The following is a 14,370-nucleotide window of genomic DNA, read 5'->3' as shown; positions in this document are numbered from 1 at the left end:
CCCGGAAAGGCAGGGGCAACCTCTGCCGATCTAGCTATCCTATCCTTCTTCCAGCATAGCTGTTGACCACTTCCGCCGGGGCAGCCGGCCATTTTCTCTATGCTCTCCATGCAACAGCGGAATAATAGGGGGATTTGGCTTTGCCGTGTGCCTGGCTTGGCAGCCCTAGGAGTTGGAGAGCGCATCTGTTGTTTCTTCCGCTGCCGGGTTGTGGCTACGCAAGGCAAAGCCGGCAAAATCGTGATCGTCCGGGCGCACCGTTAGAACCATCAGGTTGTAGAAGGCCCAGACTAGGCCAAACAGCAGCTCTGGCCAGGTTGGATCCCAGTTGCCGGCAAAGCGCAGGGATCCCACCCCCATGGCCAACAACGTCAGCACAATAGCCAGCGCCTGCGGGCCGAGGGAAAGCTGGGACGGCTGTTCGGGGTAGGGGGGCACCCCCCGCACCGCCTGCACCAGCGCCTGGATGGACTGGAAAAACTGGCTGCCCGTCTGCCGCTCCGACTGCCACGCCGCTCCCCACAGCGACGGGGGAAAAGCCAACAGCCAGGTGAGGCGCCCCAGCAGGGCGTAGGGAAGAAACCAGGCAAAGAAGACTCTATCAAAGGCCGGCACCGGCATCCAGCCTGTGCAGAGAAAGAGGATGGGCACCGCCAAATAGGCCAGCTCCGCCACCCCGCCCGCAGCCCAGAGGGCCAGCCACAGGTACTGAAAGCGCTGCTGCTGCGTGGTGGGCTTGCTCCAGAAGGGGTTTTCCCGCAGGGCAGAAAACACCGCCAGCAGAGCGACGCGGCGGTTGCGCAACGGCAACAAAATGCCAGTGACCTGGGCTGGGCGCACTAGGTGGGACTGCCAGCCGCGGCAGTGCATCTGACACCCCAACTGCACAGGGCGGCGAATGTCGATTTGCGGGATCCCCTCCAAAGCTGCCCGCCGAATGAGACAGCCAGATCCCAGCAGCGGCGCCGCCTGGTAGCCCTGGGATCCCACCGCCAAAAGCTGCTGCAGCGGGTGAACCGCCCTGGGCTGGCCCAGGGTGCGCAGCGTTGCCTGCACAAAGCCGGTGGCATTGGCAATCGGGGCCCGCTCCGGAAAGTCGTAAAACAGGGGCAACGTCTGCCACAAAAAATCCGGCTCGACAAAATGGCCGGGATGCAGCAGGAGCAGATATTCTCCCTGGAGCTGGCCGGATCCCAGCATGTAGGCTAGGGGATCGGTCGTGGGGCTTGGGCAAGACCAGTACTCGCAGGGGATGGCCCGCGCCACTTTAGCCATCTCCGCATCTTCCACCCGATCCACAATATGGACAAACAGCCGCTCCCAGGGGTAATCCAGGCGCAGGGCCGAGAGCACCGTCTGCCGGGTCGCTTCCACGGAATCCCGCTGGCGCAGCACCAGCACGTCCACCCGCGGCAGTTGAAAAAACGCCCGCCGCAGCACCTCGGGCGCGGGCACCCCCTCCTGCGGCACCTGGGGATAGCGGCTGAGGATAAAGCCCACCGCCGCCAGCCAAACGTACAGCTCTGCCCCCCAAAACAGAAGGGATCCCAGACCGGTCAGCCCCTCGCTGATGCGCCAGTAGAGGTACGCCACCCCAGCGATAAGGTGGAGCAACCCCACTCCCCGAAACAAGTACACCCGCACAGCCCTGGATCTCACAGGCGCTCCACACAGGATTGGGATTGGGCCAAGCCAGGATCCCCCCTTTGCCCAGCTGCAGGCTGAGGAATGGAACCAGTTGAGCTGTCTTGCCCAGTTGCCCAGCCAGAACGGGAAGCTCACTGCCTATTGGGCAGCCGCCTCAACCGGGTAGACGCTCACCTTTTTCCGCCACTTGCCGTAGCGCTCAAAGGTAACAATGCCGGTGGCCACCGCAAACAAGGTGTCGTCGCCGCCGCGGCGCACGTTCACCCCTGGATGAAACTTGGTGCCCCGCTGTCTCACCAAAATGTAGCCAGGGTGCACCAGCTCGCCGCCAAAGCACTTCACCCCCAGCCGCTTGGCATTGGAGTCGCGACCGTTGCGGGTACTGCCGGTTCCTTTCTTGTGAGCCATAACGCCTCCTCTGCAACTGTGTCGTCGCCAAAGATAAGTTGGGATCCTGAGTTTAGGATCTATTCCTCCGCCGCTGGGATCCCTGTGGTGTCAGTGGTCGCCTCAGAAGTGGATGGCGGAGCAGACTGGGCCGTGGCCAGGGTTGTGCCGTTGAGTTCGATGGACTCGATCAGCACGCGGGTGAGCGGCTGCCGGTGTCCTCTCTTTTTGCGGGTTCCCTTCTTCGGCCTCATCTTGTAGACGATGATTTTGTTGCCGCGGCGGTGCTGCAAGACCCGTGCCCTGACCACTGCCTCGGGAACATACGGATGCCCTAGCGTCACCTGTCCCTCGTGGTTGATTAACAACACCTGGGACAGGGCCAAGGGGCTGTTTTCCTCTGTGCCGGGCAGGCGATCGACGTCGTAAAAGCGCCCTGGCTCTACCCAAAGCTGCTTGCCACTGGTTTCCACAATTGCGTAGGTCATGCCTTTTCCTTGCCGTACAGGTGCCCCTAGGGGTCTTGCAACCTGATCCGAGCATTGACAGCGATTTTTAATCCTAGCGGAAAAACCTGCCCTCTGTCAGCTAGGGCTATTCCCTCACCCCCATCCCCTCTCCCTTTGGGAGAGGGGAGTTGGAGCATCATTCGGTCAGCTTTTCCCAGGCGGCCTGGAGGGCAGCTTGCATGCGCTGGGCGGCGCGGCTAAGGCGCTGCTGCCAGGTTGTCCATTTTTGCTGCAAAAACTCTGCCGCCTCATCGAGCAGGGAGAGGTCGAACTTGCCCCCTTTGGCCAGCTCGTCCCGCACTTGCTTGACCTTGACGCGCACCACCTCCGGCGGATCCTGGGGGCCGACCAGGGATTTGAGGCGATCCCCCATGCGCTGGATGAGCTGCTTGACTTGGCGAGACTTTTCGCTCCAAAAGTTCTTTAGGCCCTCAGTTTCTGATTTGAGGCGCTGCGGCGCATCTTCCTTGACCACCACGGCATCTACGTCGATGGCCTCTACATCCTCCGGCAACAGGACGGCGCGCCCTCCCCAGGGCTCGGCGATGCTGCCCCCCAGGATGTAGGCGGCAATCGTTCCGGTTTCCCAATCGAAGAGAAAATCCTCGATCCAGCCCACCGGCTGATCCCCAATACGCACGGTTCGCCGGTAGAGGGAGCTAAGCGGCGTTGCCGGAGTGGCGAAGACGGTGGAGTAGGTCAGCAGCGTGTCCGGCCCGATGAGAGAGATTTGCTCCAGGGGGGTGTAGCCCTGCTGGCTGGTGAAGTAGCAGACCCGCCCTTGTCCATCGACCCAGATTTCTTCGACAGTGCCCAGGGCCGTGGCAGTGCTGCTATCCAGGGCCAGCAGGCCCACCACTTGGCTGCGTCGGACGACTTGTTCCATAGAGAAGTTCTCCTGACTTGCGGGATTTAAGGGAGATGGAGGCTTGGGCTGCTTAGCCTCCGCGGTAGTAGTGTAGCTGCGCCCTGAGGCGGGCAATTTCCTGGGCCATATCCAAAACCATGGCCGCCCCAACCCAGTTGAGGCCCAAGTCCCGATGCAGGCGGATCATCTGCAGCAGGCGCCGCAGTTGTTGGGGGGTGAGGTAGCTGCTTTGCGCTTCCACCAGCCCCTGCAACAGCAGCCACTCCAGCAGGTGGGTCGGGATCCCGGCTACTTCACTGGCCTGCTCAAAGGTGTAGAGCCGTTCTTCTACCCGCACAATGGCCAAGCTCATAGCCTCACCTCCTGCAAGTAGGCGCGGGGATCCCAGCTCCGATTTTGCCGCAGCTTCTCGTAGAGATCCCGCTCAGTGGGGGAGAGGGATTTGGGCGTGACAACCTTCAGCCGCACCAGCAGGTCGCCCCGCTGCCCTTGGGGATCCCGCCAGCCCTGGCCGCGCAGCCGCAGGGTCTGGCCGCTATCGACGCCGGCGGGGATCTTCAGTTGCACCCGACCGGTGGGGGTGGGGACTTCCGCTGTGCCGCCCAAAACCGCCTCGTCAGGGGTGATGGGCAGCTCGCAGAGCAGGTTGTCGCCGTCGAAGCGGAAGAAGGGGTGCGGGGGCAGCTCCAGGGTGAGGTAGAGATCCCCCCTCGGCCCGCCAAAGGGGCTATATTGGCCTTTACCCTTGACGCGGATGCGGCTGCCCGGTTTGGCGCCGGGAGGAATGCGGATGGTGAGGGTTTCGCCATCCACGCTCAGCCGCTTTTGGGTGCCGTGGAAGGCCTCTGCCCAGGTGAGGCCCAGCGTGGCTTCTACGTCTTGCCCTGGCAGATCCACCGAGACAAACGGCCCAAACCCCGTGGTGAAGCCCTGGAAGCCGCCGCGGCGGGATCCCATGCGGCCCAGCAGCTCGTTGATGAAGTCCTCGAAGCTGGCGTACTGGGCAAATCCCTCCATGCCCGGCCCCGCCGCCGCGCCGCTGCCCACCCGTTGCCAGTACTGGCCAAACTGGTCGTAGCGCCGCCGCTTGTCGGGATCCGAGAGCACCTCGTAGGCTTCGTTGATCTGCTTGAAGCGCTCCTCGGCCGCCTTGTTGCCGGGGTTGACGTCGGGGTGATACTGGCGAGCCAGCTTGCGATAGGCGCGCTTGATCTCCTCTAAAGAGGCATCTCGGCTGACGCCCAGGATCTGGTAGTAGTCCTTGAAATCGCTCGCAGCCATAAGCTCACCCCTACGAAATCAGGTTAAGGCTTTTAGGATACCTTCAGGCTAGAGGTGCAATCGGAAAACCCAGAGCGAGGGAGAAACACTTAGCTCTGTCCTTGCCCCTGAGAGCACTCCCCTAGGGTTTGCGCCTGGAGAAAATCCCCTTGTCGTCTCTTGTGAAAACTTGTTTGACCTTTTCCCAAGCCTTGAGCAGCGCCTGGGTGACCGGGCTGCCCTCTGCCTTGGCCTGGTTATAGGCTTCCACAAAGGTTTGCTGGGCTTCTTCTGAGAGATCGGCGCGGATCTCGGGGGAGATGGTTTCGGGAGTCAGGGATCCCTCTGGCTCGCTGGGCAAGTTCAAGTCGGCAGTGGCCACCTCTTCGCCGCCGGCACTTTGCAGCAGCAAGTAGATTTCGCCCGCTTTTTCCTCCGGCACCTGCACCACCAACAGGAATTCGCCCGCCTGCACCCGCGTCTGGTAGATGGCGGCCTTCTCCTGTGGCATGCCCAGGGCAATGAGGGCGGATCCCAGCCCCGCTCCCAGCGCCCCGTAGAGAGCGCCACCGGTTGCCCCCAGCAGCGCCGCTCCTAGTGGCCCGGCGGCCACCACCGCCCCCAAAAAGGGAATAAACAGCACCCCTACCCCCGTGAGGAGCCCCAGCAGCGATCCAAACAGGGATCCGTAGATGGCGCCGCTGGTCAAGCCATCGAGAACCACATCTTTGCGAGTGATAAAGCCACTAATTTTGGCTTCCGTTTGAAAGTTGCGGCCAATGATGGAGATGCGGTCGTTGGGGATACCGCGGTTGAGTAGGCGCTGGATGCACTCTTGGACTTTGGCTTCTTCTTTGAAAACGGCAGAGACGCACTTTTTGGGGGCTTGGGCGAAGGTATTCATGAAAAAGGCTCCTGTGAAAGTTTTGACCCAAAAGGCTAAGGGAGGTTTTTTGGCAAACTTTTCCCCTCTTTGCCTATGCCGCCTATTATCTCCCTCTGTCGCCCAAGCGGGAGTCGAGGGATCGCGAAACTCCTGGAGCGATCTCCGTACTGAGGAGGCCTGCCCAAGCGCCCCGCGCCGCTGGCCTTCACCCCCAGCCCCTCTCCCAGAGGCACCCTCACCCCCAGCCCCTCTCCCAGAGGGAGAGGGGAGTTGGGAATCGAGGGATCTCACGGCCTAGAGGGATCCAAGACCCTGCCTCAAGCCGCGGCAGACCCCACTCAAAAAGGCAAGATCTAGGGTCTCGAGGGTGTCGCTCAGCTTGTGGTAGTGGGGGTTGCGCAAAAAGGCGGTGTCGGTCACCATAGCCGCAGGGTAGCCCGCATCCCAAAAGGGGGAGTGGTCGCTGAGGCGGGTAACCGGCAGGAACAAACCCCGCTGGCCGGCTGGCAGCCAGCAACACGGGATCCCCACCTGCTGAAAACTGCGCTGCAGCCTAAGCAGATCCCCCAGGGCGGGCCAGTTGCCAATGAGACCGATGTAATCTCCCCGGTCGGGGTAGAGCCGCTCCAGGCTGGCGGGGTAGCGCTGGGATCCGGGGGTGGGATCCCGGTAGCCCAGCATCTCCAGAGAGAGCATCAGCCGCAGGGGTTGGCGCTGTTGTCTGAGAAAGCGGGCGTAGGCTTTGCTCCCTAGCAGGCCCCGCTCTTCTAGGTCGAAGGCCACTAGCCACAGGGGGGAAGGGGCGGGCTCGGCGGCAAAATGGCGGGCCAACTCCAGCAACACCGCCACGCCGCTGGCGTTGTCGTCGGCGCCGGGGGTAGCAGGCGCGGCGTCGAAGTGGGCCCCGATTAAAATGGGCCTGCGGCCAGGCTGGGATCCCGGCAATTTCAAGATCCAGTTGCGGTGCTGGCAGCCATTGGCCTCAAAGGGGAAGGGCTCCACCGGGCCGCACTCGGAAAGCTGTTTTTGGATATACTGCTCCACCTGCCGGTGGCCCAAAGGCGACCAGTCGGGATCGCGGGGCTGAGCTACTTGCTGCAGGTGCTCCCGGAGGCGCTGTTGCAGATTGGGCTCTCGGGTCACTTTTCTTGTCCGGCGAGGGCTTGAGCGTGGACTTGGCGAGCCAGCTCCAGAGTAAAGTGGCTGTGGGATCCCGCCCTTCCCGCCAACACCTGAAACGGCAGCCCAGGCTCCCCTAGGTGATCCAACACCAAAGCCGCTCCCGAAAAGTCTTGCTCCCGCGTATAGTTGTTTACTGTCACCACGGCCGGGACGCCCGCCTGCTGGGCCGAGCGCAGCCCGTTCTCCGAGTCCTCAAAGGCCAGGCACTCCTGGGGGCGCAGCCCCATCTGTTCCAGCGTGTAGCAGTAGATGTCGGGGGCTGGCTTTTTGGCGGGGACAATATCGCCGGCAGCGATCACCTCAAACCAGCTCAGGCTTTCTGGCAGGGTGTGCTCCAGAAGGGCCGTCACGTTTTCGGGCGTGGTGGTGGTGGCGATGGCCAGGCGGATCCCGGCGGCTCTGGCTTCCTGTAAGAGGCGCTTGACGCCGGGGCGCAAAGGGATCCCTCCTTGGGCCAACAGAGCTGTGTAGTGGCGGGTCTTGGCCTGGTGCAGCCGGGCTATTAGACTGGTCAGGTCTTCGCCGGCAGGCAGGGGCGGCTGGCAGGTCTGGACGAAGTGGCGAATGCGCTCTTTGCCGCCGGTGATGGCCAGGAGCTGGCCGTAGAGCTCCACCGACCAGTGCCAGTCCAACCCTGCCTCGGCAAAGGCGGCGTTGAAAGCCACGCGGTGCCCATCCCGCTCCGTATCCGCCAGCGTGCCATCCACATCAAAAATGAACGCCTGCAGTTCCATGCGCATCCCCCGTTCCCACCCCGCCAGCCTCTTGTCAACTGGGCAAGCGACCCTATGCTACCTCATGGTTTGGATGCTCTCAGCCAGGTTCCTGGGAAGGCCAACAAGATGAGAAAATGAGGCACCGGTTATCCAAGTCTCGCCATGAGCTTTGATTTTGACTTGATCATCATCGGTGCTGGCGTCGGCGGCCATGGCGCGGCGCTGCATGCCGTCGAATCCGGCCTCAAAACCGCCATCGTCGAAGGTGCGGAAATGGGCGGCACCTGTATCAACCGCGGCTGCATCCCCTCCAAAGCTCTCCTGGCCGCCTCCGGACGCCTGCGGGAACTGCAACACACCCCTGAGCTGGGCATCCAAGTGGGATCCGTCCAGGCCGACCGAGGAGCCATTGCTGCCCATGCTGCCCAGGTGGTGGAGAAGATCCGCACCGACATGACCCGCTCCCTAGAGAAGCTGGGGGTAACAATCCTGCGGGGGCGGGGCAGGCTGGCGGGGCCACAAACGGTCGAAGTCCAGGAAGAGAAGGGATCCCAGACCTACACGGCGCGGGATGTGATCCTGGCCACGGGTTCTCGACCCTTTGTGCCGCCGGGGATCCAGGTGGATGGCCGCACCGTGTTTACCAGCGACGAGGCGGTGCGGTTGGAGTGGATCCCGGAGCGGCTGGCCATCATCGGCAGCGGCTACATCGGCCAGGAATTTGCCGACGTCTACACGGCGCTGGGATCCCAAGTTATTCTCATCGAGGCGCTGGAGACCCTGATGCCGGCCTTTGACCCCGACATTGCCCGCCTGGCCCAGCGGGTGCTGATTAAACCCCGCCAGATCCAGACCTATGTGGGCGTGCTGGCCAAGCAGGTGATCCCCGGCCAGCCGGTGACGATCCACCTCTCCAACGGGGAGACGCTGCAGGTGGATGGCTGCCTGGTGGCCGCTGGGCGGATCCCGGTCTCAGAAGGGCTGGGCCTGGCGGAGCTGGGGGTTGTTACGGACAAGCGCGGCTTTGTGCCGGTGGATAGCCGCATGGCCACCGAATTGCCCCACCTGTGGGCCATTGGGGATGTGACGGGCAAGATGATGCTGGCCCACGCGGCGGCAGCGCAGGGGCGGGTGGCGGTGGAAAACATCTGTGGCCGCCCTGCCTACATGGATTACCTGAGCATCCCGGCGGCGGTGTTCACCCATCCGGAGATGGGCTTTGTGGGGCTAACCGAGCCGCAGGCCAAAGCCGAGGGCTATAGCGTAGGCACGGTGCGCACCTACTTTGGCGGCAACTCCAAGGCCATTGCTGCTGGCGAGACTGAGGGCATGGTGAAGCTGGTCTTTGATAAAGAGACGGGCCTCTTGCTGGGATCCCACATTTTTGGGCCGCATGCCGCCGATCTCATCCACGAGGCAGCCCAGGCCATCGCCCGCCGCGCCACGGTGCGAGAACTGGCCGGCTTGGTGCACGTTCACCCCACCTTGGCAGAGACGCTGGAGGAGGCCTACCGGCGAGCTGCCCACAGTTTGACGGCGGCCTAGCCCTGCCCTGCTGCCGACCGACACGGGCCGACTTGACGGCCAAAACCGGTCTAAGAATCTACAAAGACTCTTAGGATAGGGGGGAAGAGGTGGGAGGACGTGCCTTTGGCAAGCGAAGCGGAGATCACCCAGGCAGTGCAGGCCCAGTACGAGGCGTTTCCCTACCCGCCTGTGCCTTACGACCAACCCTTTGAGGGCTTCTCCAGCCTGGGCAGCTATACGTTGGCCCAATATGCCCGCACCCGCACCTTACAAGAGCCGACGGGCGCCAGGTTTTTGGTGGCCGGGTGTGGCACCGGCTGGGAGGTGCACGGCATTGCCGCCAGCAACCCCGGCTATGGCGCCGTGGTCGGGATCGACCTCAGTCGCCCGGCCCTAGAGATTGCCCAGAAGCGGATCAAGTACCACGGCCTGCGCAACTGCTCGGTGCACTACGGCGATCTCATGGATCCCTCCACCTGGCCGGAGGGGAGCTTCGACATGATCAGCTCCTATGGGGTAATTCACCACACCGCCGATCCGGTCAAGGCTTTGCAGAACCTGGCCTCGCGCCTGGCCCCTGACGGGGTAATGGCCCTGATGCTCTACAACCGTTCTGGTCGTTGGCACCTCTACCGCATTCGCCGCGCTCTGGAGCTGCTGGGGATTACCCCACCGGCCACGCCGGAAAAGATCGAATTTGTGCGGCAATTATTAAAGGCAGCCCATCCCAATTCCCTGCTGGCCCGGCACGCCAAGGCCCACGAAGAGTACTACTTACCAGATGAAAACATCGTCGATAACTTCTTCCACGCCAACGACATCCCCTTTGACATTGGCGAGATCCCCGACCTGGTGGCCCAGGCGGGACTGGAGTTTATCGATGTCGCCCCCTACTTGGACTATTGGAACGCCAGGCCCTTGATTGCCGCCACCCACCCGGAGTTCCACCGCCGCTACGAGGCCCTTGCCCGCATTGACCAACTGCGGGTCATCGAGTACCTGGAGCCCCTCTACCACACGCAAAATCTCTTTTGGTGCTGCCACCAGGGCAAAAAGTTGGCCCATTGGGATCCCTTTACTCCCGAGTTTTTCCAAAGCTCCCGTTGGCAGCTCAACCCCCTCTTTCTCCAGTACGGCAAGGTGCGCTACTGGGATCAAAAGATCCCCTTTTCGGATCTGCTGGGCAAAGTGGATCCGGCCCAGATCGTGACCCAAAAGATGGACATCTTCTGGCCCATCGCCCGCATCCCGGGCAAGATGATCGCTTCTAGCCGCTACCAGGTGGTGGAGCTGCTGCTGCCATTGGCCAAGCAAGCTCGTTCCGGCGCCGAGATCTTGGCCGACCATCGCGAGAGAGCCGGCCACGTCCTCCGCCTCTTCCAGCAGTGGGAAGCCGACCGGCTGGTTCTAAGAGTTGCTCCCTAACTCCCCTCTCCCTTTGGGAGAGGGGCTGGGGGTGAGGGCTAAGCAGGCTGTCGGCCCCCCACAATGGCACGGCAGCGAATGTAGGGCCCTCCGGCGTCTACCTTGGCCGGCTGACCCTTGCCGCAGTGGCCGGATCCCAAGTCCCACCGGAAATCCCGCGACACGGCATCCACCGACTGCAACACCTCAAAGGCATTGCCCGTGATGGTAACTCCCCTCAGCAGCTCCGCCAGCTTGCCATTGCGAATGCGGTAGGCCCGCTCCACGCCAAACATGAACTCACCGGTGGAGTCGGCTTGCCCGTTTCTGGCCCCATCCAGGAAGTAGCCGTCGGGAGTGCTGGCGATGATCTCCTCCAATGTCTGGGATCCCGGCTCGATGTAGGTGTTGCGCATGCGGATGAGCGGCTCGTCGGCGTACTCCCAGGCGCGGGCATTGCCGGTGGGCTCGACGCCGAAGTGGGCAGCCGTTTCGCGGTTGTGCAGGTAGCTCACCAGGATGCCGTTCTGGATGATGGTGGTGGTTTGGGTGGGGACGCCCTCATCGTCCACAGGCAGCGTTCCCCCTGCCCCCGGCATCAATTCAGAACGGCCAGAGTCCTTGAGAGTAACCAGCTCGCTGGCCACCCGCTGCCCCAGCTTGCCGGCTGCCACCGAGCCGGCCAAGACAAAATCCGCCTCGACCGTGTGGCCAATGGCCTCGTGCACCAGCAGCCCCACGATGGAAGGGGACAAGATGACCGTGGCCCATCCCCCCTCAGCATAGCCTGCAGAGAGGAGATCGACGGCTGTGGCAGCCGCCTTCTCCGCCATCTGCAAGGGATCCGCCCGAAAAAGGCAATCCCACCCCCCCGTCACGCCAATGGACTCAGTACCGCTGCTGAGTTGGCCATCCGCCTCGGCCACCGCCTGGATCCGCAGCTCAGGGCGCACCAGCCGGAAGGCCACATCCGCCCCATCCGTAGTAACAATGGCTTTTTCCTCGTAGATCTCGTTGTAAGTGCAACTGGCGGAGGTGATGCGGGCGGAAGACTTGCGCGCCTGGGCTTCTGTTTCCAGAGCCAACTGGATCTTGGCCTCCAGGGGTTTGTTGACCACCTCCTCCACGCCGGGCTCGCAGAACTCCCCCTGGGCCAGGGATACGCTGGGCAAAGCCTTCAGCTTCTGCCTGCGGCAGTCGGCGCTGGCGCGGGCCGCTTGCTGAGCTTCGGCAATGGCCTTGCGAATGGCTGCTGGCGAGGGATCCCCGGCGGCGGCAAAGCCCCAGGTGCCGGCTTCTAGCACCCGCACCCCCACACCTGAGCGCCGTCGAACCGCTGTGCGCTCAATGCGCCCCTTTTCCGCCGTGACACTGCGAAAGACTTTGCTGTGGTAGCGCAGCTCCACAAAGCCGGAGTAATCCCGGAGGATGTCGCGCAGGAGATCTCGCATGGCAATGAGCAGGGAAGGCCGTACTCACTCCAGCATAGCTTTGTTTTCGCCTGAATCCTCCGCCAGCTGGGGCGGCTGCCACTTCAGCACCAAGGTTGAAAGAGGGGGCAGGCAGAGCTCAAGCGAGTAGGGCAGGTTGTGGTAGGGCCAGTCATCCGTCCACTTGCCCCCTAGGTTGCCAACCCCGCTGCCCCAGAACTCCACCGCGTCGCTGTTGAGGAGCTCCCGGTAAAACCCCCGCTCCGGCACCCCAATGCGGTAGTTTGGCCAGACCACGGGGGTGAAGTTGCAGACCACCACCAGCCACTCCTTGGGATCCTCCCCATAGCGGATGAAAGAGATAATGCCCCGATGGTCGCTGCAGTCGATCCAGCGGAAGCCTTCTGGCTTGGTGTCTTGGGTGTAGAGAGCCGGTTGCGAGCGCAGCAGCTGGTTGAGGGTGGCTACGTAGTGGCGCAGTTTAGCGTGGGGCTCATACTGCAGCAGCTCCCAGTCTAGATCTGCCCAAACATTCCACTCGTTCCACTGGCCAAACTCCATGCTCATGAACAAAGTTTTCTTGCCGGGGTGGGTGAACATGTAGCCGTAGAGAGCCCGCAAGCTGGCGAACTTGTGCCACATATCCCCTGGCATTTTGCCCAGCATGTGGCTTTTGCCGTGTACCACCTCATCGTGGGAAAAAGCGAGCATGTAATTTTCGCTAAAGGCATACATGAGGCTAAAGGTTACCAGGTTGTGGTGGAACTGGCGAAACCAGGGATCCATGCGAAAATAATTCAGCATGTCGTGCATCCAGCCCATGTTCCACTTGAGGTTAAAGCCCAGACCACCCACATGGGTTGGCCAGGTTACCATTGGCCAGGCAGTGGATTCCTCGGCAATGGAAAGAACGCCAGGGTAGTACTTGAAAATAAGGGTATTGAGCTGACGGAAAAAGTCGATGGCCTCCAGGTGTTCTCGCCCGCCGTAGCAGTTGGGGATCCATTCTTTGCGGTCGTAGTCCAGATAGAGCATTGAGGCCACCGCATCCACCCGAAGGCCGTCGATGTGGTATTTGTCAAACCAAAAGAGGGCATTGGCTATTAGATAGTTGCGCACCTCGTTGCGGCCGTAGTTGAAAACCAAAGTGCCCCAGCCCTTGTGCTCGCCCTTGCGAGGGTCGGCATATTCGTAGAGGTGGGTACCGTCAAAAAAGGCCAGCCCATGCCCATCTTTGGGGAAATGCCCCGGCACCCAATCGACAATGACGCCGATCCCTTCCTGGTGGGCGCGATCGACAAAGTACATGAAGTCTTGGGGCGAGCCGTAGCGGGAGGTTACCGCGTAGTAGCCAATAACCTGGTAGCCCCAGGAGCCGTCGAAGGGGTGCTCGGCCACGGGTAAGAGCTCGATGTGGGTAAAGCCCAGCTCCTTGACATAGGGGATCAATTTGTCCGCCAGCTCCCGGTAGGTAAGAAAGCGGGTGTTGGGCTTTTGCTCCACCGGCACCAGGTGCCCATCAGCGGGGGGGTCTTCCGTGGAAGCGTGCATCCAGGATCCCAAATGCACCTCGTACACCGAGATGGGCGAGCGCAGGGGGTCGGTGGCAGCCCGCTTTTCCAGCCACTCCTGGTCGTGCCAGGTATAGGTGTGGAGGTCGGCTACAATTGAGCCAGTTTTGGGTCGCACCTCCTGCTGAAAGCCATAGGGATCTGACTTTTCGTAGATATCCCCCCAGGCAGTTTTCACCTCGTACTTGTAGACGGCTCCTGGCCCAACACCAGGGATGAACACCGCCCAGATGCCGCTTTCGCCCAGCCGCTTCATCTGGTGTTGGCGGCCATCCCAGTGGTTGAAGTCGCCAATGACACTGACATTGCGGGCGTTGGGAGCCCAGACGGCAAAGTGGACTCCCTGAACCCCATCTACGCTGATGGGATGAGCGCCCAACTTCTCGTAGATGCGGTGGTGGTTGCCCTCGTTGAAGAGGTAGCGATCCAGCTCGCCGATGTGGTTGACCTTCTCCAGGGGAAAGCGATAGGGATCCTCCCACTCTTCCAAGTGCTGGCCCTCCGGATCCCAGACCCGCTGCGCCCGCAGAAAGTAGTCTGGAACCGGCGTGCCAGGCGCAAAGCACAGCTCAAACAACGTTTCTGGATGCAGCGGCTGCATGGGGTAGGCCTGCCCAGTGGCGCGTTCTACCAACCAAACCTGTTTGGCATTGGGCACCAGGGCCCGCACCAGCCAGAAGGACGTCTCCCCCTGCTCTATCTGCTGCGGCCCCAAAACAGCATAGGGATCCTGCCACTGGTTGGTGACGAACTGAAGCACTTGTTCGGCAGACAGGAGAAAGCCCATCGGCAAGCTTCAACAAAGCAACAATCTCAGTCTAGCGGTCGTCGGCTGCCGCTTTTGGCAGCTCGTGACATCCTCTCCCGCTAAGCCCTGACGGGCTGTAGACGGGAGCTTCCGAGAATCACTTCCCGGAGTTGCTGCTTCAACGGACTGGTAAACCAGGATCCTCCACAGCCAGAGAGCGGCAGTCCCACCGCCC

At 62.0% G+C, this 14,370-nt stretch carries 13 protein-coding genes; 2 read left to right on the top strand and 11 right to left on the bottom strand.

Going from position 1 to position 14,370, the window contains the following annotated elements; translation table 11 throughout:
• Positions 1–165: 165 nt before the first annotated feature.
• From SYN60AY4M2_RS11845 to SYN60AY4M2_RS11800, 9 genes are all read right to left on the bottom strand, one after another.
• Positions 166–1,659, bottom strand: a complete 1,494-nt coding sequence (locus SYN60AY4M2_RS11845; RefSeq protein WP_099813010.1) for a cellulose synthase — start codon at positions 1,657–1,659, stop codon at positions 166–168.
• 126 nt (positions 1,660–1,785) lie between these two features.
• Positions 1,786–2,055 carry a 50S ribosomal protein L27 gene (gene rpmA / locus SYN60AY4M2_RS11840; RefSeq protein ID WP_011430865.1) on the bottom strand — a complete coding sequence of 90 codons (270 nt, stop codon included), beginning with the start codon at positions 2,053–2,055 and terminating at the stop codon, positions 1,786–1,788.
• Positions 2,056–2,114: 59 nt separating this feature from the next.
• Positions 2,115–2,522: a 50S ribosomal protein L21 gene (gene rplU, locus SYN60AY4M2_RS11835; protein ID WP_011430866.1), complete on the bottom strand. Its 408-nt coding sequence runs from the start codon at positions 2,520–2,522 to the stop codon at positions 2,115–2,117.
• Positions 2,523–2,679: 157 nt separating this feature from the next.
• The gene (locus SYN60AY4M2_RS11830; protein ID WP_099813009.1) at positions 2,680–3,429 is read right to left on the bottom strand and encodes a photosystem reaction center subunit H; all 750 of its coding nucleotides are present in this window, start codon (positions 3,427–3,429) and stop codon (positions 2,680–2,682) included.
• 52 nt (positions 3,430–3,481) lie between these two features.
• A complete protein-coding gene (locus SYN60AY4M2_RS11825) occupies positions 3,482–3,763 on the bottom strand; it encodes a chaperone modulator CbpM (RefSeq protein WP_011430868.1) in 282 nt (93 codons plus the stop codon).
• Entirely contained in the window at positions 3,760–4,692 is a 933-nt protein-coding gene (locus SYN60AY4M2_RS11820; protein WP_011430869.1) for a DnaJ C-terminal domain-containing protein, read from the bottom strand. Before SYN60AY4M2_RS11820 ends, SYN60AY4M2_RS11825 begins: the two co-directional genes overlap by 4 nt.
• 121 nt (positions 4,693–4,813) lie before the next feature.
• Complete coding sequence (locus tag SYN60AY4M2_RS11815) at positions 4,814–5,575, bottom strand: ChaB family protein (RefSeq protein ID WP_011430870.1); 762 nt, start codon at positions 5,573–5,575, stop codon at positions 4,814–4,816.
• Positions 5,576–5,851: 276 nt separating this feature from the next.
• Entirely contained in the window at positions 5,852–6,700 is an 849-nt protein-coding gene (locus tag SYN60AY4M2_RS11805) for a M28 family peptidase (RefSeq protein WP_099813007.1), read from the bottom strand.
• Positions 6,697–7,479, bottom strand: a complete 783-nt coding sequence (locus tag SYN60AY4M2_RS11800) for an HAD family hydrolase (protein WP_346426056.1) — start codon at positions 7,477–7,479, stop codon at positions 6,697–6,699. Before SYN60AY4M2_RS11800 ends, SYN60AY4M2_RS11805 begins: the two co-directional genes overlap by 4 nt.
• Positions 7,480–7,617: 138 nt before the next feature.
• Between SYN60AY4M2_RS11800 and lpdA the strand changes: the two genes are divergently transcribed.
• On the top strand, positions 7,618–9,000 hold the full coding sequence (gene lpdA / locus SYN60AY4M2_RS11795; protein ID WP_099813006.1) for a dihydrolipoyl dehydrogenase: 1,383 nt from the start codon (positions 7,618–7,620) through the stop codon (positions 8,998–9,000).
• A gap of 99 nt (positions 9,001–9,099) precedes the next feature.
• A complete protein-coding gene (locus SYN60AY4M2_RS11790) occupies positions 9,100–10,407 on the top strand; it encodes a class I SAM-dependent methyltransferase (protein WP_240527345.1) in 1,308 nt (435 codons plus the stop codon).
• A 38-nt stretch (positions 10,408–10,445) separates the two neighbouring features.
• Here SYN60AY4M2_RS11790 and SYN60AY4M2_RS11785 read toward each other — a convergent pair whose 3' ends face one another.
• The gene (locus tag SYN60AY4M2_RS11785) at positions 10,446–11,837 is read right to left on the bottom strand and encodes a TldD/PmbA family protein (protein ID WP_099813005.1); all 1,392 of its coding nucleotides are present in this window, start codon (positions 11,835–11,837) and stop codon (positions 10,446–10,448) included.
• 24 nt (positions 11,838–11,861) lie between these two features.
• Complete coding sequence (gene glgB / locus SYN60AY4M2_RS11780; RefSeq protein ID WP_099813004.1) at positions 11,862–14,174, bottom strand: 1,4-alpha-glucan branching protein GlgB; 2,313 nt, start codon at positions 14,172–14,174, stop codon at positions 11,862–11,864.
• Positions 14,175–14,370: the final 196 nt, after the last annotated feature.

The organism is Synechococcus sp. 60AY4M2 (assembly GCF_002760375.1).
GTDB lineage: Bacteria > Cyanobacteriota > Cyanobacteriia > Thermostichales > Thermostichaceae > Thermostichus.
This window is presented reverse-complemented; position numbering and strand designations above follow the sequence as displayed.